This is a genomic window from Cellulomonas sp. McL0617, from assembly GCF_049994875.1.
Classification (GTDB): Bacteria; Actinomycetota; Actinomycetes; order Actinomycetales; family Cellulomonadaceae; genus Cellulomonas.
On the sequence record NZ_CP188256.1, the window covers coordinates 1,919,401 to 1,943,257 of the forward strand.

The window sequence follows — 23,857 nt, forward strand, 5'->3', positions numbered from 1 at the left end:
TCCCCTTCGTCCGCGCGCCGGCCCCGGGGTCCGGGGCCGGCGCGTCCGTTCAGACTCAGACCTGCTGGTCGCCCGTGCCGCTCGCGAGCGGTAGACCGGGCGTGTTCGCGGGGCCGCTGCCGGCCGCCGCGATCGACTCGTGCGCGGCAGCCACGACGTGCTCGGCGGTGAAGCCGAACTCCTCGAACAGCTTCTCCGCGGCGGCCGAAGCGCCGTAGTGCTCGATGGACACGGACCGGCCGGCGTCGCCGACCAGCTTGTGCCAGGAGAGCGCGATGCCGGCCTCGACGGACACCCGAGCGCGGACCGAGGACGGGAGCACCGACTCGCGGTACGCCTGGTCCTGCTCCGCGAACCACTCGAGCGACGGCGCCGACACCACGCGGGTGGCCACGCCGGCGGCCTCGAGGGTGGTGCGCGCCTCGACGGCAAGCTGGACCTCGGACCCCGTGCCGATGAGGATGACGTCGGGGGTGCCGGTGCTCGCGTCGAGCAGCGTGTAGGCGCCCTTCGCGACGCCGTCGGCCGAGGCGAAGCCGTCCTCGTCGCGGGGGAACGTCGGGACGTTCTGCCGCGTGAGGATCAGCGCGATCGGGCCGCTGGTGTGCTCGAGGGTCGCCTTCCAGGCGGCCGCGGTCTCGTTGGCGTCGGCGGGCCGGACGACCGTGAGGCCCGGGATCGCGCGGACGGCGGCAAGGTGCTCGATCGGCTGGTGCGTCGGGCCGTCCTCGCCGAGGCCGATGGAGTCGTGCGTCCAGACGTACACGGCCGGCACGCCCATGAGCGACGCCAGGCGGACGGCGCCGCGCATGTAGTCGCTGAACGTGAAGAACGTGCCGCCGTACGGCCGGGTGAGCCCGTGCAGCCGGATGCCCGACAGGATCGAGCCCATGGCGTGCTCGCGGATGCCGAAGTGCAGAGTGCGACCGAACTCGTCGCCGGCGAACTCGCTGGTGGACCGCTTGGCCGGGAGGAAGGACGGCTCACCCTTCATCGTCGTGTTGTTCGAGCCGGCGAGGTCGGCGGACCCGCCCCACAGCTCGGGCAGCACCGACGCGAGCGCCGAGAGGACCTCGCCGGAGGCCGCGCGGGTGGCGACGGACTTGCCCGCGGGGAACACGGGCAGGGCGTCGGCCCAGTCGTCGGGCAGGTCGCCGGCGACGAGCCGGTCGAGCAGGGTCGCGTTGTCCGGGTTCGCCGCACGCCAGGCGTCGAAGGACTCCTGCCAGGCCGCCTTGGCGGGCGCGGTGCGCGCGCTCAGGCCGCGGGTGTGGGCGAGGACGTCGGGGTCCACGTCGAAGGCCTTCTCGGGGTCGAACCCGAGGACCTCCTTGAGTCCGCGGACGGCGTCGCCACCCAGCTTGGAGCCGTGCGCGGAGTGCTCGTTGGTCTTGCCGGGGGTCGGCCACGCGATGAGCGTGCGCAGCCCGATGAAGGACGGGCGGTCGGTGACGGCCTTGGCGGCCTCGATCGCGGCGTAGAGCGCGTCGACGTCCTCCCGGTAGCCGTCCGGGCTGCCGGTCCAGTCGACGAACTGCGTGTGCCAGCCGTAGGCGGCGTAGCGCGCCACGACGTCCTCGGTGAAGGCGATCTCGGTGTCGCCCTCGATCGAGATGTGGTTGTCGTCCCACAGCACGATGAGGTTGCCCAGCTCCTGGGTGCCCGCGATGGACGACGCCTCGCTGGTGACACCCTCCTGCAGGTCGCCGTCGGACGCGATGACGTAGACGAAGTGGTCGAACGGGCTGGTGCCCGGCGCGGCGTCGGGGTCGAGCAGACCGCGCTCGCGTCGGGCCGCCATGGCGAAGCCGACTGAGGAGGCGAGCCCCTGGCCCAGCGGGCCCGTGGTGATCTCGACGCCGGTCGTGTGCTTGTACTCGGGGTGGCCGGGCGTCTTGGAGCCCCACGTGCGCAGCGCCTCGAGGTCGGACAGCTCCAGGCCGAACCCCGCGAGGTACAGCTGGATGTACTGCGTCAGGCTCGAGTGGCCCGCCGACAGGACGAAGCGGTCGCGGCCCAGCCAGTGCGGGTCCGCCGGGTCGTGCCGGAGCACGTTCTGGTAGAGCAGGTAGGCGGCGGGGGCCAGGCTGATCGCCGTTCCCGGGTGGCCGTTGCCAACCTTCTCGACCGCGTCCGCGGCCAGGACACGCACCGTGTCCACCGCCTTCACGTCAAGATCGGTCCAACCGACCGTCTTCGCCAGGGGAGCCTTCGCGTTCACCGCACCTCATTCCCACCCTGGCCCGTGGCCGGGGTGACGTGTCAGACGAGATCGAGCAGCCACAGCGGGCTGCCGGGCAGGGTCGGCGTCGCACCTTCGCGGCGGTCGTCAAACCGTGCACATCGACCCTATAGCGCACGTGGGTACCCTCGCCGGGCGTGACCAGGACCGTTCATGTGCCGGTGGTCACGTGTTCACTCCCGCGACCGATGTCACACGACTCGCGCCGCGTTCGGGGCGGTTGTGGTCGCCCTCGGGTCAGGTGCAGGCCGTAGCATGGCTGCGCGACATAACCCCGCCGGACACGAACGGAAACCGCAGCGCGTGCGCCTCAGCAGCCCTCTGTCAGTCGAAGACGCCGGAGCGTCGGACGACCAGGTCGCTGTCGGCCCGCTGCACGGCTCGCCGGCCGCCGGGGGAGCCCCGCGCAAGGGCCGGATCGCGCGGACGGTCGGCCCGTACGTCGCGCTGACCAAGCCGCGCGTGATCGAGCTCCTCCTGGTCACCACCGTCCCGACGATGATCCTGGCGGCCGGCGGGTGGCCCGGGCTCTGGCTCGTCCTCGCGACGCTCGTCGGCGGCGCCGCGGCGGCCGGTTCGGCCAACGTGCTGAACTGCTACCTCGACCGCGACATCGACAAGATCATGAACCGCACCAAGCGGCGTCCGCTGGTGACCGGCGAGCTGACGCCGCGTGCGGCGCTGGTCTTCGGGCTCGTGCTCGGTGCGTTCTCGCTCGCGTGGCTGTGGCTCGTCGTCAACCCGGCGTCCGCCTGGCTCACCGCGGCCGCGATCCTCATCTACGTCGTCGGCTACACCATGATCCTCAAGCGCCGCACGCCGCAGAACATCGTCTGGGGCGGCGCGGCCGGCTGCATGCCCGTGCTCATCGGCTGGTCCGCGGTCACCGGGGGCCTGTCCTGGACGGCCGTGCTGCTGTTCGGCGTGATCTTCTTCTGGACGCCGCCGCACTACTGGCCCCTGTCGATGAAGTTCAAGAAGGACTACGCCGCCGCCGGCGTCCCGATGCTGCCCGTCGTGGCCAAGGACACCAAGGTCGCTCGGGAGATGATCGGCTACACGCTCGCGATGATCGCGTGCTCGCTGCTGATCTGGCCGGTGCAGGGCATGACGTGGGTGTACGGCGTGATCGCGACGGGGCTCGGCATCTGGTTCCTGTGGACCAACATCAGCCTGCTGCGCCGCGCCGAGGACCCCACCCGGGGCAAGCTCAAGGCGATGAGCGTGTTCCACGCGTCGATCACCTACCTCACGCTGCTGTCGATCGCCCTCGCGGTGGACGTCTTCCTGCCGTTCTGATCCCGTGACGACGATCGAGATCTCGCTCGAGACCTACCTCGCGCACCTCACCGTCGAGCGCGGGCTGTCCACCAACACGCTGCTGGCCTACCGCCGGGACCTCTCGCGGTACGTCGCGTTCCTTGCCGCCCGCGACTGCCACGACCCGGGGCAGATCCGTGAGCGGGACGTCGAGGACTACCTGCTGGCGGTCCGGACGGGTGCCGACGGACGGACCGCGCTCTCGGCGTCGTCGGCCGCGCGGTCCGTCGTGGCGGTGCGCGGCTGGCACCGGTTCCTGCTGCTCGACGGCGTGACCGGCACCGACGCCGCCAGCGCCGTCCGGCCGCCCGCCCAGCCCAAGCGGCTCCCCAAGGCGATCTCGGTCGACGACGTCGAGCGGCTCCTGGACGCCGCCGGGCTCGGCGACGGGCCCGTCCCGCTGCGCGACCGTGCGCTGCTCGAGCTCGTCTACGGCACCGGCGCCCGCATCTCCGAGGCAGTCGGCCTGGACGTCGACGACGTCGACCGCACCCCCGGCTTCGCGTCCGTCCGACTCTTCGGCAAGGGCCGCAAGGAACGCGTGGTGCCGGTGGGCTCGTTCGCGCTGGCCGCGCTGGACGCCTACCTGGTGCGCGGTCGGCCCACCATGGCGACGGGGTCGAGGGGCGGCTCACCGGGGCTGTTCCTCAACACGCGGGGCGCGCGGCTGAGCCGGCAGAGCGCCTGGGCGGTGCTGCGGTCGGCCGCCGAGAGGGCGGGCCTGCCGGGCGCCGACCACGTGTCGCCGCACACTCTGCGGCACTCGTTCGCGACGCACCTGCTCGCCGGTGGCGCGGACGTCCGGGTGGTCCAAGAGCTGCTCGGGCACGCGTCCGTGACGACCACCCAGATCTACACGCTGGTGACGCCGGACACGCTGCGCGAGGTCTACGCCGCGTCCCACCCGCGCGCGCGATGAGCATTGCGGTACGACCGGTCTGTCGCGCGGCGGCGAGGCCGTCCGCTCCGGTAGGTTGTGCGGCGTGGTGAGCCAGCAGACGACCGACCCGCAGCTCGACGCCGTCGGGCGGCCGATGCCTGAGTTCCCCGACCCGGCGCCGCTCGCCTCGCACGGTCCCGCCCGCGTGATCGCCCTGTGCAACCAGAAGGGTGGCGTCGGCAAGACGACCACCACGATCAACCTGGGGGCCGCGCTGGCCGAGTACGGCCGCAAGGTGCTGATCGTGGACTTCGACCCGCAGGGTGCCGCGTCCGTCGGGCTGGGCATCAGCCCGCACGAGCTGGACCGGACCGTCTACAACCTGCTCATGGAGCGGGACGCGGACATCCACGACCTGATCCACCACACGGCGACGCCGAACCTGGACCTCCTGCCGGCGAACATCGACCTGTCCGCGGCCGAGGTGCAGCTGGTGGGAGAGGTCGCCCGTGAGAGCGTGCTGGCCCGCGCGCTGCGCCCGGTCCTCGACGACTACGACGTGGTGTTCATCGACTGCCAGCCCTCGCTCGGCCTGCTCGCCGTCAACGCGCTGACGGCCGCGCACGGCGTGCTGATCCCGCTCGAGTGCGAGTTCTTCGCGCTGCGCGGGGTCGCGCTGCTGGTCGAGACGATCGACAAGGTCCGCGACCGCCTGAACCCCCGCCTCGAGCTGGACGGCATCGTCGCGACCATGTACGACCCCCGCACGCTGCACGCCCGTGAGGTCGTCGCGCGCGTCCACGAGGCGTTCGGGGACGCGCTGCTGCACACGGTCATCAGCCGCACGGTGAAGTTCCCCGACGCGACGGTGGCCGCCGAGCCCATCACCACGTACGCACCGACGCACTCCGGTGCGGCGGCCTACCGGCAGCTGGCACGTGAGCTCGTCGCCCGTGGCGACGCCGCCTGACGAGCGCGCGGCCCCGCTCTCGGAGGCGACCCCGGCTCCGGTCGGTACGCAGGCCTTCGAAGTTCACCTGACGAACTTCAGCGGGCCGTTCGACCTGCTCCTCGGGCTGATCGCGAAGCACAAGCTCGACATCACCGAGGTCGCGCTCGCGCAGGTCACCGACGAGTTCATCGGGTTCCTCAAGGCCGCCGAGAAGGAGTGGGACCTCGGGCAGGCCAGCGAGTTCCTGGTCATCGCGGCGACGCTCCTGGACCTCAAGGCCGCGCGTCTGCTGCCGTCGGCGGACGTCGAGGACCAGGAGGACATCGAGCTGCTCGAGGCCCGCGACCTGCTGTTCGCCCGGCTCCTGCAGTACCGCGCGTACAAGCTCGTCGCCGCCGACCTGGCCGAGCGGTTCGCCACCGAGGGCCGCCGCTTCCCGCGCCTCGTGACGCTCGAGCCGCACCTCGCCGCGCTGCTGCCGGAGCTGGTCTGGCAGATCGGTCCCGAGGAGCTCGCTGCGCTGGCGGCCCGGGCCGAGCAGCCGCGGGCGGCGGCGCCTGGGGTCGACATCAGCCACCTGCACGCACCGGCCGTGAGCGTCCGCGAGCAGGCCGCCGTGCTGGTCGACCGGCTGCGGCACGGCGGCGCGATGTCGTTCCGCGCGCTCACGGCGGACGCGGACGCGACGATCGTGGTCGTCGCCCGGTTCCTGGCCCTGCTCGAGCTGTTCCGGGAGGGCGCGGTCGGCTTCGACCAGGTCACGCCGCTCGGCGAGCTGACCGTGCGCTGGACCGGCGCGGCCGAGGGGGACATCGAGGTGTCGGACGACTTCGACCAGCTGGACACCACCATCGAGACGGTGCCCGAGGCCGCACCCGAGGAGGACGCATGACCGAGGACGCTGCTGCCACGGACCTGGAGCCGATCGAGCCCGACCCGATCGACTCGCAGGCCGCGGCCGACGAGCTCGCCTTCGACGTCGACGACCTGCCCGGCGGCGCGCTGTCGGCGCTCGAGGCCGTCCTGATGGTCGCCGACGAGCCCATCCCGGCGATCCGGCTGGCCACGGTCCTGGCCCTGCCCACCGACCGCGTCGAGGAGCTGCTGGGTCTGCTGGCCGCCGAGTACCGCGGGGAGCACGGCGGGCGTCCGCGCGGGTTCGAGGTGCGCCGGGCCGGCGACGGTTGGCGGATCTACTCGGCTCCGGTGTACGCCGACGTGGTCGGACGGTTCGTGCTGGACGGGCAGACCGCACGGCTGACGCAGGCGGCGCTCGAGACGCTCGCGGTGATCGCCTACCGGCAGCCCGTGACGCGTGGTCAGGTCTCGGCGGTGCGTGGCGTGAACGTCGACGGCGTCGTGCGGACCCTCACCGCCCGCGGTCTGGTGGCCGAGGTGGGCACGGATCCGTCCAGCGGTGCGGTCCTGTACTCGACCACGGGATACTTCTTGGAGCGGATGGGGCTGTCCAGCCTGGACGAGATGCCTCCGCTCGCGCCCTACCTGCCGGACATCGACGCCTTCGAGGGCGTCGACCAGGCGATCGGAGACAGCAGATGAGCTCGCAGACACCTCGTTCCGGGGGTTCCGGCTCGACCGGCGGACGGTCCGGGGGCTCGGGCTCTGGCCAGGGTCGCAGCGGCGGCTCGTCGCGTGGCGGCAGCGGCTCGGGTAGCTCGGGCGGCTCGCACGGCGGCAGCTCCTCGCGGAGCGGCAGCTCAGGCAGCTCGTCGCGCAGCAGCTCCGGTGGCTACCGCGGGTCCGGTGGCGGCGAGGGCTACCGCGGCAACACGGGCGGAGGCGACGGCTACCGCAGCGGGGACGGCTACCGCGGCGGATCGAGCGGCGGCGGGTCGTCGCAGCGCGGGTCCGCCGGCGGCGGCGCCTCGCGGGGTGCCGCGGGCACGGGTGGTTCGTCACGCGGCTCCTCGAGCGGTTCGTCGGGCGGCAGCGGCGGGTCCGGCGCGCGCAGCGGCGGGTCGAGCTCGCGCAGCGGCGCGACCCGCGCGAAGTCCGGCTACCCACGCAGCGGCGCCCCCACGGGCGGCGCCAGCCGGTCGCGGACGCCCACCCGGCCGCCGCGCAGCCGCGAGCCCGAGGTGACCATCGACGTGCACGACCCCGACGGCGTCCGCCTCCAGAAGGTGCTCGCCGCCGCCGGCCTCGGCTCGCGTCGCGCGTGCGAGGACCTGATCTCGGCCGGTCGCGTGACGGTCGACAACAACGTGGTCCGCGAGCTCGGCGTCCGCGTCGACCCGCTGACCGCCGTGATCCACGTCGACGGTCTGCGCGTGCAGCTCGACACCTCGATCGTCACGATCGCGCTGAACAAGCCCAAGGGCGTCGTCTCGACGATGCACGACCCCGAGGGCCGACCCTCGATCGGACAGTTCGTCGCCGACCGCACGGAGCGGCTGTTCCACGTCGGCCGGCTCGACGCCGAGACCGAGGGCCTGATCCTGCTGACCAACGACGGCGAGCTGGCCAACCGCCTGGCGCACCCGGCGCACGCGGTGCCCAAGGTCTACCTCGTGCAGCTCGAGGGACGGGTGACCAACTCCCTCGGTGGCCGCCTGCTCAAGGGCATCGAGCTCGAGGACGGGCTGGCCAAGCTGGACAAGTTCCAGATCGTGCAGACGACGCCGCAGGCCAGCCTGGTCGAGGTCGAGCTGCACGAGGGTCGCAACCGGATCGTCCGGCGGATCTTCGAGGAGGCCGGCTACCCGGTCACCGGGCTGGTCCGCACGCAGATCGGGCCGATCCGCCTCGGCGACCTGAAGACCGGCCGGACGCGTGTGCTGTCCAAGACCGAGGTGGGGTCCCTGATGGTGCGGGTGGGCATGTGACGCTGGTGACCCGTGGACCGGTGCGCATCGTGGGCACCGGACTGCTCGGCACGTCGGTCGGGCTCGCCCTGACCACGCAGGGCGTCGACGTCGTCCTGCACGACCCGTCCCGCACCGCGCTGGCCCTCGCGCGCGACGTGGGTGCCGGTCGCCCGGCGTCGGCGGACGACGCACCGCCGGCGATCGTGGTCGTCGCGGCCCCGCCCGACGTGACCGCCGACGTGGTGCGCGCCGAGCTCGAGGCATACCCGGACGCGATCGTCACCGACGTCGCAAGCGTGAAGGGCTACGTGCTCGCCGAGCTCCGTGCCGCCGGTGCGGACCTGACGCGGTACGTCGGCTCGCACCCGATGGCCGGCCGGGAGCGGTCCGGTCCGAGCGCGGCCGTGCCCGACCTGTTCCTCGGGCGCCCGTGGGTCATCGCCGACTCGGGCTCCTCTCGACCCGACGCCGTCCTCGCCGTGCGCTCGCTCGCGGTCGACCTGGGTGCCGTGCCGGTCGCGATGGACGCCGACGCGCACGACGCCGCCGTCGCAGCCGTCTCGCACGTGCCGCAGGTGGCCGCGAGCCTCGTCGCCGCCCGGCTCCGCGGCGCCGACGACGAGGCGCTCGGACTGGCGGGTCAGGGCCTGCGGGACGTCACGCGTCTTGCGGCGTCGGACCCCGCGCTCTGGACGTCGATCCTGGCGGCGAACGCGGCCGCCGTGCACGAGGTTCTCGTCGGGCTGCGGACCGACCTCGACGCCGTGATCGACGCCCTCGCACACGCGTCGAAGGCCGACGGTCCGGAGACGGTCGAGCTCGGCGCGCTGGCGGCGATCGCCCATGCCATCAGCGAGGGGAACGCCGGCGTGGCGCGGATCCCCGGCAAGCACGGCGGGGCGCAGCGGGTCTACGCCGTGGTGACGGTGCTCGTGCCGGACACGCCCGGCGAGCTCGCACGGCTCCTCACGGACGTGGGGGAGGCAGGGGTCAACCTCGAGGACCTGCACCTCGAGCACGCGGCCGGGCGCCCGGTCGGCATGGCGGAGATCTCGGTGCTGCCGGGCAGCGTCGAGCACCTGGAGGCGGAGCTGAACGCCCGCGGTTGGAGACTGGTGAGTTGAGCACGACCCTCGTCGTGGCGATCGACGGGCCCTCGGGCTCCGGCAAGTCGAGCGTGTCCAAGGCCGTGGCCGCCAGGCTGCACCTCGCCTACCTCGACACCGGCGCGATGTACCGCGCGGCCACCTGGTGGTGCGTGTCGCAGGGTGTGCGCCTGGACGACACCGCCGCCGTGGCCGCCGCCGTCGCCGGGTTCCCGCTGGTCATGGGCGTGGACCCGGCCGATCCCACGGTGCACGTGGGCGGCGTCGACGTGCACGAGGCGATCCGGTCGACCGAGATCACGGCCGTCGTGAGCGCCATCGCGACGAACCTCGAGGTGCGCGCCGAGCTCGGCCGGCTGCAGCGCGAGATCATCGCCGCGTCGCAGGAGCCAAGATCCTTCTCGCAGGGCCGCGGGATCGTCGCCGAGGGACGGGACATCACCACGGTGATCGCGCCGGACGCCGACGTCCGGGTGCTGCTCACCGCGAGCGAGGCCGCGCGGTTGAGGCGCCGGGCGAAGGACGTCCACGGGACCGACGACGCCGCCGCGGTCGAGGCGACGAGGGACCAGGTGCTGCGGCGCGACGCCGACGACTCGACGGTGGTGCAGTTCCAGGTCGCCGCCGACGGAGTGGTGACCATCGACTCGTCGCACCTGGACTTCGACGAGACGGTCGAGGCGGTGCTGGAGGTCGTCGAGACCGAGGTCGGGCCGCGGCAGTGAGCGACCCGACGGCGCGCGAGCCGCGATGGTCGCGCTGGATCGGCCGGTTCCTGGCGCACGTCGTCTGGAACACGAAGGTCACAGGGGCGTCGAACGTGCCCTCCACGGGGCCGGTCCTGCTCGCCGCCAACCACACGGGCATCCTCGACGGTCCGCTGCTGCACGGCGCCACGACGCGGCGCTCGCGCATCCTGGTCAAGGAGGAGATGTTCTGGGGGCCCGTCGGCTGGCTGCTGCGGATCTCCGGCCAGATCTCCGTGGACCGCGACGACGGCGGCCGGACCGCGTTGACCGCGGCGCTCGGGGTGCTGAAGGACGGCGGCGTCGTGGGCGTGTTCCCGGAGGGCAACCGCGGTCGAGGCGCGGCGACCAACGCCCGTGCGGGGATCGCGTGGCTGGCGATCAACGGGCGTGCGCCCGTGGTTCCCGTCGCGGTGCTGGGCACGCGGCGCACCGGGGAGTCCGTGAACAAGGTGCCGTGGCCCCGTCGCCGGATCGCGATCGAGTTCGGTCAGCCGCTGCCCATCGAGCGGGCGCCCGGCACGTCGGGGAAGGTGGCCGTCGAGGAGGCCAACGAGGCGATCAGGGTCGCGCTCGCGCAGCTGGTCGACGCGGCGTCGGCACGCTCCGGCATCCCGCTGCCCACCGACGACCCGCAACGCGAGCGGAGCACCCCGCCCGAGTAGCGTGCGGTCGGTGACCGCAGACGACTCCCTGTACGCCGGGAGCGCCCGCTACTACGCGGCGGGACGCATGCCCTACCCGTCGGCGATCGCCGACGTGCTGCGCGACGAGCTGCACCTCGACGGGACGGGCCGCCTGCTCGACGTCGGGTCGGGACCCGGTTCCCTCCTGCTGCTGCTGGCCCCGCTGTTCGGCTCGGCCGTCGGCGTCGACGCGGACGCCGACATGCTCCGCGACGGGCAGGACGCCGCGGAGCGCGACGGCATCTCGAACGTCACGTGGCAGCACCTGCGGGCGGAGGCCGTCTCGGCGGAGCTCGGCACGTTCCGCGTGGTGACGTTCGCGCAGTCGTTCCACTGGATGGATCGGCCGCTCGTCGCCAGCCGGGTCCGCTCCCTGCTCGAGCCCGGTGGCGCCTGGGTCCACGTGTCGGCGTCGACGGACCGCGGCGTCGCGGACGACGACGCGCCGCCGCCGCCGTGGGCCGACGTGGACGCTCTGGTCGCCCGCTACCTGGGTCCGGTGCGTCGAGCGGGTCGGGGATTCCTCCCGCACGGGACGGTCGGCGGCGAGGAGGACGTCATGCGCGACGCGGGCTACGCCGGGCCGCGACGGGTCTCGGTCGTCCGCGGGGAGCTCGTCGAGCGCACGGCGGACGACGTGGTCGCGGCGACGTTCTCGCTGTCGAGCTCGGCGCCGCACCTCTTCGGCGACCGTCTCGACCAGTTCGAGGCGGACCTGCGGGACCTGCTCGGGGACCTCGTCTTCACCGAGCGGGCGCGGGATGTCGAGCTCGCGATCTGGACTCCGTGAGGCCGGGTCGTGCTGCGGTCCCAGCACCTGGGACAATGGGTGTATGACCGAGACTGATCCTGCCCTGGTGCTGCCCGACGAGTCCGGCGACGCCCAACGCGAGCAGGCTCTGCGCGCCGGCCTGACCGAGTACGAGCTCGAGGACGAGGACCTTGCCCTCCTGCACGCCGGCGAGGACGGCGAGGACATCGAGGAACGCGTCGTCGTCCACCCGGTGCTGGCCGTCGTCGGCCGCCCGAACGTCGGCAAGTCGACCCTCGTCAACCGCATCCTCGGCCGCCGGGAGGCCGTCGTCGAGGACAAGCCCGGCGTCACCCGCGACCGCGTGAGCTACCCGGCCGACTGGTCCGGCAAGCGGTTCACGCTCGTCGACACGGGCGGCTGGGAGGTCGACGTCGCCGGCATCGAGGCCCGCGTGGCCCAGCAGGCCGAGGTCGCGATCTCGCTCGCCGACGCCGTGATCTTCGTCGTCGACGCCACGGTCGGCGTGACCGAGACCGACACCCAGGTCGTGCGCCTGCTGCGCCGTGCCGGCAAGCCGGTCGTCCTGTGCGCCAACAAGGTCGACGGCCCGGCGGGGGAGGCGGACGCCGCGAACCTGTGGTCGCTGGGCCTGGGGGAGCCGTTCCCGGTCTCGGCGCTGCACGGCCGCGGCACCGGCGACCTGCTCGACGCCGCCATCGACGTCCTGCCCGAGGTGTCCGCGCACGGCACGCCGCTGCCGGACGGCCCGCGCCGCGTCGCGCTGATCGGTCGGCCGAACGTCGGCAAGTCGTCGCTGCTCAACAAGGTGCTCGGCTCCGAGCGCGTCGTCGTCGACTCGGTCGCCGGTACGACGCGCGACCCGGTCGACGAGCTGGTGGCGCTCAAGGGCAAGCCCTGGGTGTTCGTCGACACCGCTGGGATCCGGCGCCGCGTCCACCAGACCTCCGGCGCCGACTTCTACGCCTCGCTGCGGACGCAGGCCGCGATCGAGAAGGCCGAGGTGGCCGTCGTCCTGGTCGACGCGTCCGTCAAGATGACCGAGCAGGACACGCGCGTGATCTCTCAGGTCATCGAGGCCGGCCGCGCCATCGTCATCGCCTACAACAAGTGGGACCTCATGGACGAGGACCGCCGCCCGTTCCTCGAGCGCGAGATCGAGCAGGACCTGGTCCAGGTGACCTGGGCGCCGCGCGTGAACATCTCGGCGATGACGGGCTGGCACACCGACCGCCTCGTCCCGGCGCTGGAGAAGTCGCTCGCCTCGTGGGACACCCGCATCTCGACCGGGCGTCTCAACGCGTTCCTGGGCGAGCTCGTCGCGTCCCACCCGCACCCGCTGCGCGGCGGCAAGCAGCCCCGCATCCTGTTCGCCACGCAGGCGTCCACGCGCCCCCCGCGCTTCGTGATCTTCGCGACGGGATTCCTCGACCCTGGCTACCGCCGGTACATCGAGCGCCGCCTGCGCGAGACGTTCGGCTTCGAGGGCACGCCCATCTCGATCTCCGTGCGGGTCCGGGAGAAGCGCAAGCGGTGACCGGCGCCGCCTCGGTGCGGCAGCGGACCAGACCGACCTCGTGCACGACCCTCCGCACCTGACGTGCCGTCGGGTGCAGAGACGCCCCCGGCCGTGAGGTAGAGTTTCCGAGGCTCCTGCGGGGGCCATCGGGCTGTAGCGCAGCTTGGTAGCGCACTTGACTGGGGGTCAAGGGGTCGCAGGTTCAAATCCTGTCAGCCCGACAGTGAAAGTCCAGGTCAGCGGCCTCTCAGAGAGAATCTGGGTGGCCGCTGATCTTCTTGTAAGGGTGCTCGGGACCCTATCCGGGACCCTATTCTTCGGCGTACGGCCCCGAACCCTGGTGGATCCGACGAGGCTGAGGCGTAACGCGCAGTGGCCCGTCGTGTAGAGAAGCGACCACAGTCCGGCCCACGTCGGGGGCGTGCGTTCGAGTAGGGCTCCGGCCGGAGCGTTCCATCCCAGTGACATCGTTCCTCCACTCAGATCGCCGTTGGGCGAGGTCCGATCGACTCTTGCCGTCCTCCCCCCCAGATGCGGGGTGCAAAGGTCGACGTTGTCGACGACTCGTCACAAGCAGGTACGCGGGAAAGGGAGCAACATGCCGCCGCGGCTACTTCCGCACCGCGACGAGGGTGCGCGAGGCAGTGCGGCTCGGACTTGGGACTACCAGCGATGCGACCGGTGCCCGCGCGGCGTGAGGCCCCCGGTTCGTCGAGCAACCCGTTACAGGCGGGTCTCGCGCCGGTCTCAGTGGGGCCGGGGGCGCGCTCGACCCTGGGCGAGAACGAATGTCAGCGGACTCCTCGTTGCACCTCATTGCAGTGCCACGCGGGCGGAGCGAGGGGCAGGTCCGGCAATGTATGCGGACCCGCCCTCGCTTGCCGCCCAGCTACCGCGACAGCGTGTGCCCGGTGCGTACGGCCTGGACCACGTCGAGGATGGCCTGGGTGGTGGTCGCGGCGTGGACGGGGTCGCCGACCAGTGCGTCGTGGGTTGCGTCGTCGACGACGCGGTGCACGCTGTCGGTCGACAGTGCGGCGAGTCGGTCCTGCTTCTGGGTCCAGTCGTTGGCATTGCCGGCGCCGGCGGTGAGCACCATGAGGGGTTTGTTGCCGAAGTCACGCAGCAGGGCTGCCTGCTCCATCGAGGCGTTGGCCTGGGCGTACTCCTCGATGGTGCTGCGCAGTGTTCCCGGCATCGCGGTGCTGGCCCGGACCTCGGCCCGCTCCCGCGCTGGGAGGTCCACCTGGGCGACCGTCGCGTACAGACGACCGAAGCCGAGCCGTGCCAGCGACGAGGTCAGGGCCGCGATCCTGCCGATGGGGTCGTAGGTTTCCGATGCCGCTGGCCGCGCAGCCGCCGTGGCGGCCGAGCCGTAGTGGGGCGAGGTGGAGTCGATGAGCACCATGCCGGCGACCTCGTCGGGATGGTGGGTTGCGAAGGTGAGCGCATAGAGGCCGCCGAAGGAGTGGCCGGCGATCACGTACGGGCCGGGCACGTCGGCGCGGTGCAGCAGGGTGTCGAGGTCGTTGGAGATCGCATCGGCGTCCTGCGGCGCACCGGCATCCTCGCTCCACCCGCGGCCGGCACGGTCGTAGACGCAGATCGTGGTTTCGCGGGCGACGCCCGTGCTGATCCAGCCCAGGTCGGCGGCCGTGGCGCCGCCGCCGCCCTCGACGACCACGGTGGGGCTGCCGGATCCGGCGCAGCTGATGTGCAGGCGGTGCCCGCCGACGTCGATGAGTCGGCCCGGCATGGAGACGGTCGAGGCGTCGACCGCCGTGCCGACGGTCTGGTAGACGCCACCGATTGCGGCGATGCTCATGGCGCCGATCACGGGGTAGAGCAGCCAGCGGGCCGTACGGCTGGCAAGTTCCCTACGGATCCGCACAGCCATCCACACCGCCAGCCCGAACAGGACCAGCGGCCAGACCCAATCGATGATCGGGTGCGCCGAGGACCCTAGAGCCAGCAGGGCGAGACCGCTTGCGCCGAGCACGACGGCGGGCACGGCGGCCCAGCGCTGGGGCTGGCTGGTGAACCGCGCGGAGAGCCCGGCCAGTGCAGCCCAGCCGGTCGCGAAGCCACACAGCACCGCGCCGGTCAGGGTGGTCTCGGTCGCGGGCACGAGGGGTGCGGCGGCGAGGGCGACGGCGACCAGGGAACCCGTGAGCAGCGATCCGGCGACCACCACCGCCATGGGGGTGCGACGACCGGACGACGAGCCGCCGGGTAGCGCGGGGAGTGAGCTGCTCGCCGGGGACGGGACGACGTCCTGATCGACGTGTGTAGGGGTGGTCATTGCGGGCTCCTGGTGGTGTGGTGGGGGAGTGGGTGGAGCACCCACGCTCCTCGTCCGGGCGACGCCTCGCCCCGGCCGAATGACCGGGATCCCCCGTGATACGCAGACGGAGGGCCAGACACTGCGGCGTGCTCGCCTCGTCGCGCTCGGGCTCCTCGCCGCTATCGGCCACGGTGACGCCATGAGGGATAGCCGCGGTCGACGCGGCTGGGGGCGACGCGCCTGCGCGCAGATCCGGGCCGCGGGTGGTGGCTAGCGGAAGTCGAGCTGGGCGAGCTCGGTCCGCGAGGTGACCCCGGTCTTGGAGAAGACGTTCCTCAGATGGAAGGCCACCGTCCGAGGCGACACCCAGCACTGGGCGGCGACGTCCTTGTTCGACAGGCCGGTGCTGACCAGCTCGGCGATCTTGCGCTCCATCGGTGTCAGGTCCAGCAGCGTGGACGGATCGCGCCTGCGCGCGGTCTCGCCGGAGGCACGCAGCTCCTGGGCGGCGCGCTCGATCAGTGGGACCGCCCCCGCGTCCGTGAACCGCTCGAGCGCTGACCGCAGGTGAGGGCGAGCGTCGACGCGACGGTTGGTCCGTCTTAGGAACTCCCCGTATGCCAGCTGCGTGCGCGCCAGGTCGTACGGGCGTGATGCTCGCTGGTAGTGCGCCACGGCTCCCTCGAACGCCTCAGCGGCGAAGGTCGGGTCCGTGGCGGTCAGGGCGCGACTCAGGTCGAGGGCGCCCAGCGCCCACGGGTGCTGCGTCCCGGTCGCGAACGGCGCGAGCTCGTCGATCCAGACCAATGCCTGGGCGGTGTCGCGGGCGCGCACCGCAGCCTCGATGCGGTCGACCGTGGCCATCCGCTGCAGGGCTGGTACTCGCATCCCGGACAGGTGGTGCAGCGCCGCGGATGCGTCCCCTCGGGTCGCGGCTCGGGCTCCCTTGGCCCATCGGGTGACGTCGTGCACGGGGTCGGTCAGTATCCCCAACGGATGGCTCGCCGCGACGTCTTCGGCCGCTGCCAGGTGCTCGTCCAGGTCGTCACTGCCTGTGAAGGCGGCCAGCAGGGCTAGCGATGCCAGCGGCGCTGCGGTCAGGGTCGGTTGGCCGACGCTGCGCGCCAGGGTCAGTGCTTCGTCGACGGAGCTCCGCACCGCAGACCACGGCCCTGTCGGGAGCTGGGCGAACGCGAGCCGCTCTAAGGCATAGAGGACGACCATGCCTGCCCCGGCCTCACGGGCGCTCGAGACCGTGGCGGAGTAGAAGAAGCGGGCTCCCTCGTCGTGGCCGAGGTGAAGAGCCGTGTTGGCGAGGTTGGCCATCACGTCGAGGTCCTCTACCTCACGGCCCGCGGCGAGGGCCTCCTCGAGGGCCGGGACGGCACGGGCCCAGTCCTGGTCCGCCGAGGCGGTCAGGGTTCCTAGCAGGAGCCGCAGGCACGTGGTGCGCGGGGTGTCGGTGTCGGTGGCTGTGAGCAGACGAGCGAGCACCGGCGCGGTCAGCGTGGCTCCGCTGTCGCTTCCGTAGGTGCGGTTCAGCGCGGCAGCGCAGGCCATCTCCAGGGCGCGCCCGGCGTCGGCGTCGGCGACGGTGCGCGCGGCGGTGGTGAAGATCCGGTGGGCGTCGACGGCGTTGCCGACGTTGATCTCGATGCGGGCGCGGAGGCGGTCGATGTCAGCTCGCAGCAACAGGTCCCAGGCGAGGTCGCGGGCGGCGGCGGACAGGCTGCGGGCGCGTAGTGCTTGCCCGGCTCCCCAGGCGGTGCGTGCGGCCCGGTACAGCCGCATGGCGCGGTCCGCCTCGCTCAGGGTCAGGGCGGCGGAGCGTTCGAACGCGTCGGCGGCGGCGGCGTACCCGCCCCGCATCTCGGCGCGCACGGCCACGTCGTGCAGGGCGTCGGCCACGTCGGTGTCGGGTCCGTCGGCGGCGGCGGCGCGGTGCCACGTCGCTCGGTCAGGATCCTCGGTGCGGACTGCGTCGGCCAGGGCTCGGTGTACCTGCCGCTGTTCGAAGCTCGTCGCTGCCTGGTAGACGGCGGAGCGGACCAGGGGATGCCGTACGGCGACCCCGTTCCCCGTGGCCGTCAGCAGCCCCGACCGCTCCGCGTCCTGCCAGGCCGTCTCATCGACACCCAATGTGGCGGCTGCCCGCCGGACCGTACTGGCACGTCCGGTGGCGTCGGCGGCCGCGACGAGGAGCAGTGTCTGGACCTGCTCGCTGAGGCGACGGCACCGGTCGAGGAAGGCACGCTCGACCCCGGCGGTCAACGTGAGGCGTTGCGGCAGGGGCTCCTGCCCTGCGAGCTGGCCGAGGCTGAGTCCGGTGGGCAGCTCCAGCAGCGCGAGCGGGTTCCCGCCGGTGTCGCGGACGAGACGGTCGGCGACCTCCGCTGGGAGCGTCGCACCGCGGCGCTCGTCGAGCAGCTGACGCGCCGCGTCGTCGTCGAGGCCACTGAGGGTGAGTACCTGGAGCCCGTGCGCGGAGAACGGCAGACCACCAGCCTCGCCCGTCCGCACGGCGAACACCATGGCGACGGGGTCCGCGGACAGCTGACGGGCCGCGAACAGCAGCGCGTCCGCGGATGCCGAGTCGAGCCAGTGCGCGTCGTCGACGAGGCAGAGCACGGGCACGTCTGGCGTGGCCGCGGTGGTGAGCACGGACAGGGTTGCGACGCCGACCAGGAACGGCTCCACGACTGGCCCGTCCTGGAGCCCGAACGCGACTCCCAACGCCCGCGCTTGTGGAGCCGGCAGACGATTCAGGTCGATGACGGGGCGCAAGAGGCGGTGCAGCGCCGCATACGGCAAGGGTGACTCGGACTCCACGCCGGCGGTGCGCAGAACACGGACAGCGCGATCACTGTCGTCCTCCTGATCGGCGGTGGTCAGAGCGCCAATCAGCGCGGTCTTGCCGACGCCGGCCTCTCCCAGGACGAGCAGGGCGCCCGATGTCCCGGCGCGCGCCCCCTCCACGAGGGCGGCGAGTTGCGCCCGTTCCCGCTCACGGCCGTGGAGCACCCACAGACCGTACCCCTGGGGCACGCCGTGGCCTTGGGCAGCACGCGTCGGCCGGGCCCACCGGGTCCTAGTCGTCGAAGGGTGCACGTCGGATAGCGACTGTGAAGGCGCCGTACCGGCGCAGCAGCCGCGCCCGGCCCTGGGGCACCCTCGCTGCCTCCAGGGCCCACGCCCTGGCGAAAAGCGCCGTGAACTCGTCGCGCGGATGGACCCGGAGGGTGTCGGCCAGGGTGGCTCGCGGCAGCTTCCAGCAGCGCAAGCCGGTCACGTCGAGGCCGGCTCCGGCAGCCAGCAGATACGCGACAGGCCCTGCGGCGAGCGTGACGCGGGGGCTGTGGTGCATGGTGATCGCGGTCTGCAGGGTCTTCGTCGCGGCGGTCGACAGTCCCACCTGCTCGGCGACGTCCCGGGCAAGGCGGGCCGAGGCGAGAGTGAAGTCGTCGAGCCCGCTCGCCGTCACAAGGCCGGTGTCGTGCAGCAGCGCGGCCGTGTACAACAGCTCGGTGTCCACCTCGATGTTCTCGAGCTCGCCGAGGGCGCGGCCGAACTGGTAGGTGCGGTGGCTGTGCTGGAGCAGGGGCGTGGGCAGGATGCGGTGGGCGGCGTCGGACGCTGCGCGGGTCAGGGCAGAGTCCGGCGGGATCAGTCGTGCCGGTGCCACGTACGCGTTTCGTCCCGGGTTCAGGTGTGCGACGACGCTGAGGCGGCCTACCGCGTTTGTCAGGTGGACCCGGGCCAGGTAGGCGACGAGGCGTCGTTTCTCGGCCGGTCCGAGGTGTCCGCCGGTGCGCATCGTCCAGTCGGTCGATCCCACGCCGTTGCCGGTGTTCATGCGGTCGGCTCCAGCGACGGCCACTCTGCTCTTCGTCCTGTGGCGTCGGCACTCATCCGTACTGCGCCAGGCTGAAGAAATCGCAACGAGTCCCGACGGTTGCGCCAGGAGTGGCCCCGCTCCGCAGCTGCCTCAAGCAGGACCAAGCTCAGCCCGCGCCGTGCAAGGTGATGGCCGACGGCGAGGCCTGCCTGTCCGGCGCCGGCGACGATGACGTCCAGCGTCCTCGCAGCGGGGGTGCTGGACGGGTCGTTCACGGTGGCCTCCTGGGTCCGGTTGTTGGCTCCGGACGCTAGGCGCCTTCGTCGCACCTCATCCCGGTAAATTGACCGGGATCTGCGGACCGAGGGCCGGCGGGCGGGAATCACGAGAACCCGGCCATTTCACCGGCGCGAGCACGACTGGCCGGACGGCACGGTGAACGTGCACGACAAGCCGTGCCAGACCCCAGGAGCCCGCCGTGTTCGCCACCGTCGAGAACCGCACCGTCACCAGGCAGATCGGAACTGTTCCGACGGACGCGGCAGTTGCAGCCATCCGCGCCGACGGTCGGTCCGGCCGTCCCCGGCGCTGGATCGGCTTAGGGCTTCTGGTGTCTGCCCAGTTCGTCGTCATGCTCGATACCTCCATCGTCAACGTGGCCCTGCCCGCCATCCAGTCGGACCTGGGGCTCAGCTCGACCGGCATCACCTGGGTCGTCAACGCGTACATCCTGGCGTTTGGCGGCCTGCTCCTCCTGTCCGGGCGTGCCGCCGACATCTTCGGCCGCCGTCGCATGTTCGTGGCCGGCTCCGCCCTGTTCACCGTGGGCACCCTGGTCGCGGCATTCGCTGCCAACCAAGGGTTGCTGGTCGCGGGCCGCGTCGTGCAAGGTGCGGGTGCCGCAGCACTGAGCCCAGCCGCCATGTCGTTGCTGCTGCTGACCTACCCCGGACAGCGGCGGGCCAGGGCCATGAGCGTCTGGGGTGCTGCATCGGCGCTCGGAGGAGCTACCGGTGTCATGGCCGGCGGTCTGCTCGTTGGCACCTTCGGGTGGTCTTCGGTCTTCTTCGTGACCGTGCCCGTCTCGGTCGCCGCAATCGGCGCGGCCCGCTACGTGCTTCCGCGGGGTGCACACGGTCCCAGTCGCCGCTTCGACTGGTACGGCGCGATCGCTATCACCGGCGCTGTCATCGCGTTGGTCCACGGCGCCCTCGGCGTCGGTGAGCTCGGAGTGACGTCTCCGACCGTGCTCGCCAGCTTCGCGGTCTCCGCCGCCTTGATAGTGGTGTTCATCACGGTCGAAGGCCGTGTCGCCGACCCGCTCGTGCCCCTGGGGCTCTTTGGCTCGCGAACGATGAGCACCGGCGTCGCTCTCGCCGTCCTCGGCGGCGCCGCCCGCGCGTCCACGTTCGTCCTGGTCGCCCTCTACCTCCAGCAGGGCCTCGGCATGTCGCCACGACAGGCCGGCCTGGCCATGGTCCCCACCTCATTAATCGGGTTCGTCGTCTCCCTCGCACTGCTGCCCCGGATCCTGCGTGCCCTGGGCGCGCCGCGCGCGCTCGTCCTCGGACTGGTGATTCTCGCCGCTGGCCACCTGTGGCTGGCTTGCGCACCACGTGGGGACGGGTACGTCGTCGCCGTACTTCCCGGGCTCCTGCTCGTCGCCGTCGGGGTCGCCCTCAGCTTCACGCCCACCACTATGGTCATCGCTTCGGTCGCCTCGGAGACGCACGCTGGGCTTGCATCCGGTCTGGCGGGCTCGGCAACCCAGGTCGGTGGCGCTCTCGGCATCGCGACCTTCACTGCCATCGGAATCTCGATGGGCGGCTCTGCAACGGGCCAGCTCGCTGCATCCGGGTTCTCCGCAGCGTTCACCGCAGCCGCCGTGCTGTCACTCGGCACCGCAGCCCTCGGTTCGACCATCGTGCGCAGGCAGCGATGAGACTCCGACGCCGGCGTCGAGGACCGGCCTCAACTTTCGTGGCCTTATACCGGGCCGGCCGCCTGACGGGCGAGGTCACGCTCCAAGCCATCGAGGATCAGGTCGAGGCCGAACTCGAAGCGCTCGACACGACCGGTCCTGCTGACCTCGGTCACGACTTCCACCACATAGGGATACCTCGTCGGGTCGAACAGGTCGATGACGTCGGCCGAGACCTGTGCGTTGTCCGAGGCGTTGAACGGCAGCTGGAGCTCCTGCAGGGTGAACCCGTAGATGTGGCTGTCGAGCGTGTGCCACGCGTCGAGCGCGCCGTGGATCGAGAAGCCTCCCTCGCGGAGCCGGCCGAGAGTCGCGTCGAGGTAGCCGGTCATGCCCGGGCCGATGTTGAACCGGGACATGATGAGCATCGGGGACCACGGATGCGCCAGCAGGACCTGGTGGGCGGAGATCGCCCGGTCGCGCATGGCCGACCTCCAGGGCGTCCCGCTCGGTGGCACGTGGATCTCGCCGATGACAACGTCGGTGATGCCGTCCAGGACGTCGTCCTTGTTTGCCACGTGGTGGTAGAGCGACATCGCCTCGACGCCGAGCTCTGTGGCCAGCCGACGCATGGTGACCGCTCCGAGGCCCTCAGCATCAGCGACGGTGAGCGCTGCGGCCAGGGCGCGCTCCCGGCTGAGCGGCTCGCGGGATGTCCGCCCCGCTTCGGCGCTCGTGGTGGTCTGTCGTGCCATCTGACTGCCTTCCTTTGACGTCCGGGACCGAGGCGGGCCCGCATTGACAACCTTACAACGTAAGTCTAGGTTCGGACCAGACAGCCTTACGCCGTAAGGCTGGAGCCCTGAGGGGTTCACGAACCAGAGGAGCCCGACATGACCACCGCCGCTTCGCCCAGCACGGCACGCACAGCTCCGCAGTCCGACGCACCGTGCGGGACGATGAGCGCAATCGTTCAGCACGCCTACGGAACCGCCGACTCGTGGGCGCTCGACCAGGTCGACCGACCCGTGATCAAGCCGACCGAGGTGCTGGTCCGGGTGCACGCTGCCGGTCTCGACCGGGGCACGTGGCACCTCATGGCCGGTCTGCCGTACGCGATGCGGCTCGGGCTGGGTTTCCGTGGGCCGAAGGCAACCGTCCCCGGTCGTGACCTGTCCGGCGTCGTGGAGGCGACCGGTGCGGAGGTGACCCGGTTCCAGGTTGGCGACGAGGTGTTCGGCACGGGCAGCGGCGCCTACGCACAGCTCGCCGCGGTCTCTGAGGCCAAGCTCTCCCTCAAGCCCTCGAACCTCACGTTCGAGCTCGCGGCGGCCCTGCCGATTTCGGGGTCGACCGCCCTGCGTGCCGTCGTCGACGTCGGCCAGGTCGAGGCCGGCCAGAAGGTGCTGGTCATCGGTGCCTCCGGGGGAGTCGGCACGTTCGCAGTCCAGATCGCGGCGACACGCGGCGCCGAGGTCACCGGCGTGTGCAGCGCCGGCAAGGCGGACCTCGTGCGCTCCCTCGGCGCCACCCACGTCCTCGACTACACCCGCACGGACTTCCTCGACGGCCGCACCCAGTACGACGTCATCATCGACCTGGCAGGGAACAACTCCCTCGGCCGGCTGCGGGGAGCGCTCACCGCGCACGGCACGCTCGTCCTCGTCGGCGGCGAGGACGGCGACAGCGTCACCGGCGGGATGGGACGACAGCTCAGGGCGCTGGCGGTCTCCTCCGTCAGCCACCAGCGACTCGCGCTGGTCCTGATCAAGGAGCACTTCACGGTACTGGACCGCGTCGCAGACCTGGCCCAGAACAGCACCATCACCCCGGCCGTCGAGCGCACCTACCCTCTGGCCGAGGCGGCGATCGCCATGCGGCACCTCGAAGCCGGTCAGGTCCGAGGCAAGCTGGTCATCACCCTCTGACGGCCCGTCTCGGCGCGCGACCCAGCGGTCGCGGACGGCCACGTGTCGGGGAAAGCGCAACGACGGCGCGCACAGACCCGGTGGCGGCACGGCCCGGGCCGTCGCGCGCGCAGGACGATGGGGGAGCCGACCGTGTCCTCCGCGCTGCGCACGAGGCGGGCCGACACGATCCGCCTGCTCGACTACTTCCGAGCTGACCGTCGCGCGACTAGGCATCGGGCCAAGCGAAAGGGTGATCGCTAGGCCAACTGGGTCCCCATCCTGGCGAGGTGACTTGCCAGGATGGCATGCTCGAGAGACCCGCGAGTACGCGGCCGGTGGGGGACCACGATCCCCACGTTTACCCCACGAATTCGCCGAATGATGACGCTCGACAACAGTCAACGGTGCGCGGTGTCCGCCGCCGCGGATCGCGTAAATCCGCAGATTACGCACGGTTTCGCCAGATGGTGCGAGCTTTCGAGGGAGACGCCGGCGGCCCCGGGATTCTTCAAGGGGTCGCAGGTTCAAATCCTGTCAGCCCGACGATGAAAGCCCAGGTCAAGGTCTTCTGAGAGTCAATCTTGGAGGCTCCGGACCTGGGTTTCGTCGTTGTCCGGAAACTTCTCGGGAAACATCTTCGCCGTCGATGCCGACGAACGTCCCCGCACTCCGGTGGATGCGCAGCGGTCACCGCGAGGCCGACTCGACCAGTCGGGTTCAGCTTCCCGGGCAACAAGGCTTTGCGAGACCTGCTCGATCGAGAGCGGGGGGTCGTCGTGTCGCCGTCGAGCTGTTGGGGTCCGGCAGGCGCAGCGTGCCAGCGGTCTCTGGCTGCGTCGTCGTTCTGCCAGCGCCG

At 71.8% G+C, this 23,857-nt stretch carries 19 protein-coding genes and 1 tRNA gene; 14 read left to right on the forward strand and 6 right to left on the reverse strand.

The annotated features are described in order from the left end of the window. Positions 1-55: 55 nt before the first annotated feature. On the reverse strand, positions 56-2,221 hold the full coding sequence (gene tkt, locus ACPPVS_RS08690) for a transketolase (RefSeq protein WP_426595666.1): 2,166 nt from the start codon (positions 2,219-2,221) through the stop codon (positions 56-58). A 393-nt stretch (positions 2,222-2,614) separates the two neighbouring features. Between tkt and ACPPVS_RS08695 the strand changes: the two genes are divergently transcribed. The 12 genes from ACPPVS_RS08695 to ACPPVS_RS08750 all read left to right on the forward strand — a co-directional run bounded on the left by ACPPVS_RS08695 (position 2,615) and on the right by ACPPVS_RS08750 (position 13,272). Further along, positions 2,615-3,541, forward strand: coding sequence for a heme o synthase (locus ACPPVS_RS08695; RefSeq protein WP_426595923.1), 927 nt, complete (start codon positions 2,615-2,617; stop codon positions 3,539-3,541). A 4-nt stretch (positions 3,542-3,545) separates the two neighbouring features. Then, positions 3,546-4,481, forward strand: coding sequence for a site-specific tyrosine recombinase XerD (locus tag ACPPVS_RS08700; protein WP_426595668.1), 936 nt, complete (start codon positions 3,546-3,548; stop codon positions 4,479-4,481). Positions 4,482-4,596: 115 nt separating this feature from the next. Then, positions 4,597-5,412 carry a ParA family protein gene (locus tag ACPPVS_RS08705; protein WP_426595925.1) on the forward strand — a complete coding sequence of 272 codons (816 nt, stop codon included), beginning with the start codon at positions 4,597-4,599 and terminating at the stop codon, positions 5,410-5,412. Continuing rightward, positions 5,396-6,286, forward strand: a complete 891-nt coding sequence (locus tag ACPPVS_RS08710; protein ID WP_426595670.1) for a segregation and condensation protein A — start codon at positions 5,396-5,398, stop codon at positions 6,284-6,286. The genes ACPPVS_RS08705 and ACPPVS_RS08710 overlap by 17 nt, the downstream gene beginning before the upstream one ends. Continuing rightward, on the forward strand, positions 6,283-6,954 hold the full coding sequence (gene scpB, locus ACPPVS_RS08715) for an SMC-Scp complex subunit ScpB (protein ID WP_426595671.1): 672 nt from the start codon (positions 6,283-6,285) through the stop codon (positions 6,952-6,954). The genes ACPPVS_RS08710 and scpB overlap by 4 nt, the downstream gene beginning before the upstream one ends. Continuing rightward, positions 6,951-8,240 (forward strand): pseudouridine synthase, encoded by a 1,290-nt coding sequence (locus tag ACPPVS_RS08720; RefSeq protein ID WP_426595673.1) that lies wholly within the window; start codon positions 6,951-6,953, stop codon positions 8,238-8,240. The genes scpB and ACPPVS_RS08720 overlap by 4 nt, the downstream gene beginning before the upstream one ends. Next, a complete protein-coding gene (locus ACPPVS_RS08725; protein WP_426595675.1) occupies positions 8,237-9,346 on the forward strand; it encodes a prephenate dehydrogenase in 1,110 nt (369 codons plus the stop codon). Before ACPPVS_RS08720 ends, ACPPVS_RS08725 begins: the two co-directional genes overlap by 4 nt. Then, complete coding sequence (gene cmk / locus ACPPVS_RS08730; protein WP_426595677.1) at positions 9,343-10,053, forward strand: (d)CMP kinase; 711 nt, start codon at positions 9,343-9,345, stop codon at positions 10,051-10,053. The genes ACPPVS_RS08725 and cmk overlap by 4 nt, the downstream gene beginning before the upstream one ends. Next, entirely contained in the window at positions 10,050-10,739 is a 690-nt protein-coding gene (locus tag ACPPVS_RS08735) for a lysophospholipid acyltransferase family protein (protein WP_426595678.1), read from the forward strand. The genes cmk and ACPPVS_RS08735 overlap by 4 nt, the downstream gene beginning before the upstream one ends. A gap of 10 nt (positions 10,740-10,749) precedes the next feature. After that, the gene (locus ACPPVS_RS08740) at positions 10,750-11,550 is read left to right on the forward strand and encodes a methyltransferase domain-containing protein (RefSeq protein ID WP_426595679.1); all 801 of its coding nucleotides are present in this window, start codon (positions 10,750-10,752) and stop codon (positions 11,548-11,550) included. A gap of 43 nt (positions 11,551-11,593) precedes the next feature. Beyond that, positions 11,594-13,069: a ribosome biogenesis GTPase Der gene (gene der / locus ACPPVS_RS08745; protein WP_426595681.1), complete on the forward strand. Its 1,476-nt coding sequence runs from the start codon at positions 11,594-11,596 to the stop codon at positions 13,067-13,069. Between the two features lie 129 nt (positions 13,070-13,198). Then, positions 13,199-13,272: transfer RNA gene (locus ACPPVS_RS08750), tRNA-Pro, on the forward strand. 668 nt (positions 13,273-13,940) lie between these two features. On the opposite strand, the gene ACPPVS_RS08755 is transcribed toward ACPPVS_RS08750, so the two are convergent. The 4 genes from ACPPVS_RS08755 to ACPPVS_RS08770 all read right to left on the reverse strand — a co-directional run bounded on the left by ACPPVS_RS08755 (position 13,941) and on the right by ACPPVS_RS08770 (position 19,556). After that, positions 13,941-15,353: an alpha/beta fold hydrolase gene (locus ACPPVS_RS08755; RefSeq protein WP_426595682.1), complete on the reverse strand. Its 1,413-nt coding sequence runs from the start codon at positions 15,351-15,353 to the stop codon at positions 13,941-13,943. 252 nt (positions 15,354-15,605) lie between these two features. Then, a complete protein-coding gene (locus ACPPVS_RS08760; RefSeq protein WP_426595683.1) occupies positions 15,606-18,356 on the reverse strand; it encodes a helix-turn-helix transcriptional regulator in 2,751 nt (916 codons plus the stop codon). A 67-nt stretch (positions 18,357-18,423) separates the two neighbouring features. Then, positions 18,424-19,212 carry an HD domain-containing protein gene (locus tag ACPPVS_RS08765; protein ID WP_426595684.1) on the reverse strand — a complete coding sequence of 263 codons (789 nt, stop codon included), beginning with the start codon at positions 19,210-19,212 and terminating at the stop codon, positions 18,424-18,426. After that, positions 19,185-19,556 carry an FAD-dependent oxidoreductase gene (locus ACPPVS_RS08770; RefSeq protein ID WP_426595685.1) on the reverse strand — a complete coding sequence of 124 codons (372 nt, stop codon included), beginning with the start codon at positions 19,554-19,556 and terminating at the stop codon, positions 19,185-19,187. The genes ACPPVS_RS08765 and ACPPVS_RS08770 overlap by 28 nt, the downstream gene beginning before the upstream one ends. Before the next feature lie 92 nt (positions 19,557-19,648). On the opposite strand from ACPPVS_RS08770, the gene ACPPVS_RS08775 reads away from it, so the two are divergent. Continuing rightward, the gene (locus tag ACPPVS_RS08775) at positions 19,649-21,112 is read left to right on the forward strand and encodes an MFS transporter (protein ID WP_426595686.1); all 1,464 of its coding nucleotides are present in this window, start codon (positions 19,649-19,651) and stop codon (positions 21,110-21,112) included. A 44-nt stretch (positions 21,113-21,156) separates the two neighbouring features. Here ACPPVS_RS08775 and ACPPVS_RS08780 read toward each other — a convergent pair whose 3' ends face one another. After that, positions 21,157-21,846 carry a TetR/AcrR family transcriptional regulator C-terminal domain-containing protein gene (locus ACPPVS_RS08780; protein ID WP_426595687.1) on the reverse strand — a complete coding sequence of 230 codons (690 nt, stop codon included), beginning with the start codon at positions 21,844-21,846 and terminating at the stop codon, positions 21,157-21,159. 204 nt (positions 21,847-22,050) lie between these two features. On the opposite strand from ACPPVS_RS08780, the gene ACPPVS_RS08785 reads away from it, so the two are divergent. After that, entirely contained in the window at positions 22,051-23,019 is a 969-nt protein-coding gene (locus ACPPVS_RS08785; RefSeq protein ID WP_426595688.1) for an NAD(P)-dependent alcohol dehydrogenase, read from the forward strand. The last annotated feature ends 838 nt before the right edge of the window (positions 23,020-23,857 follow it).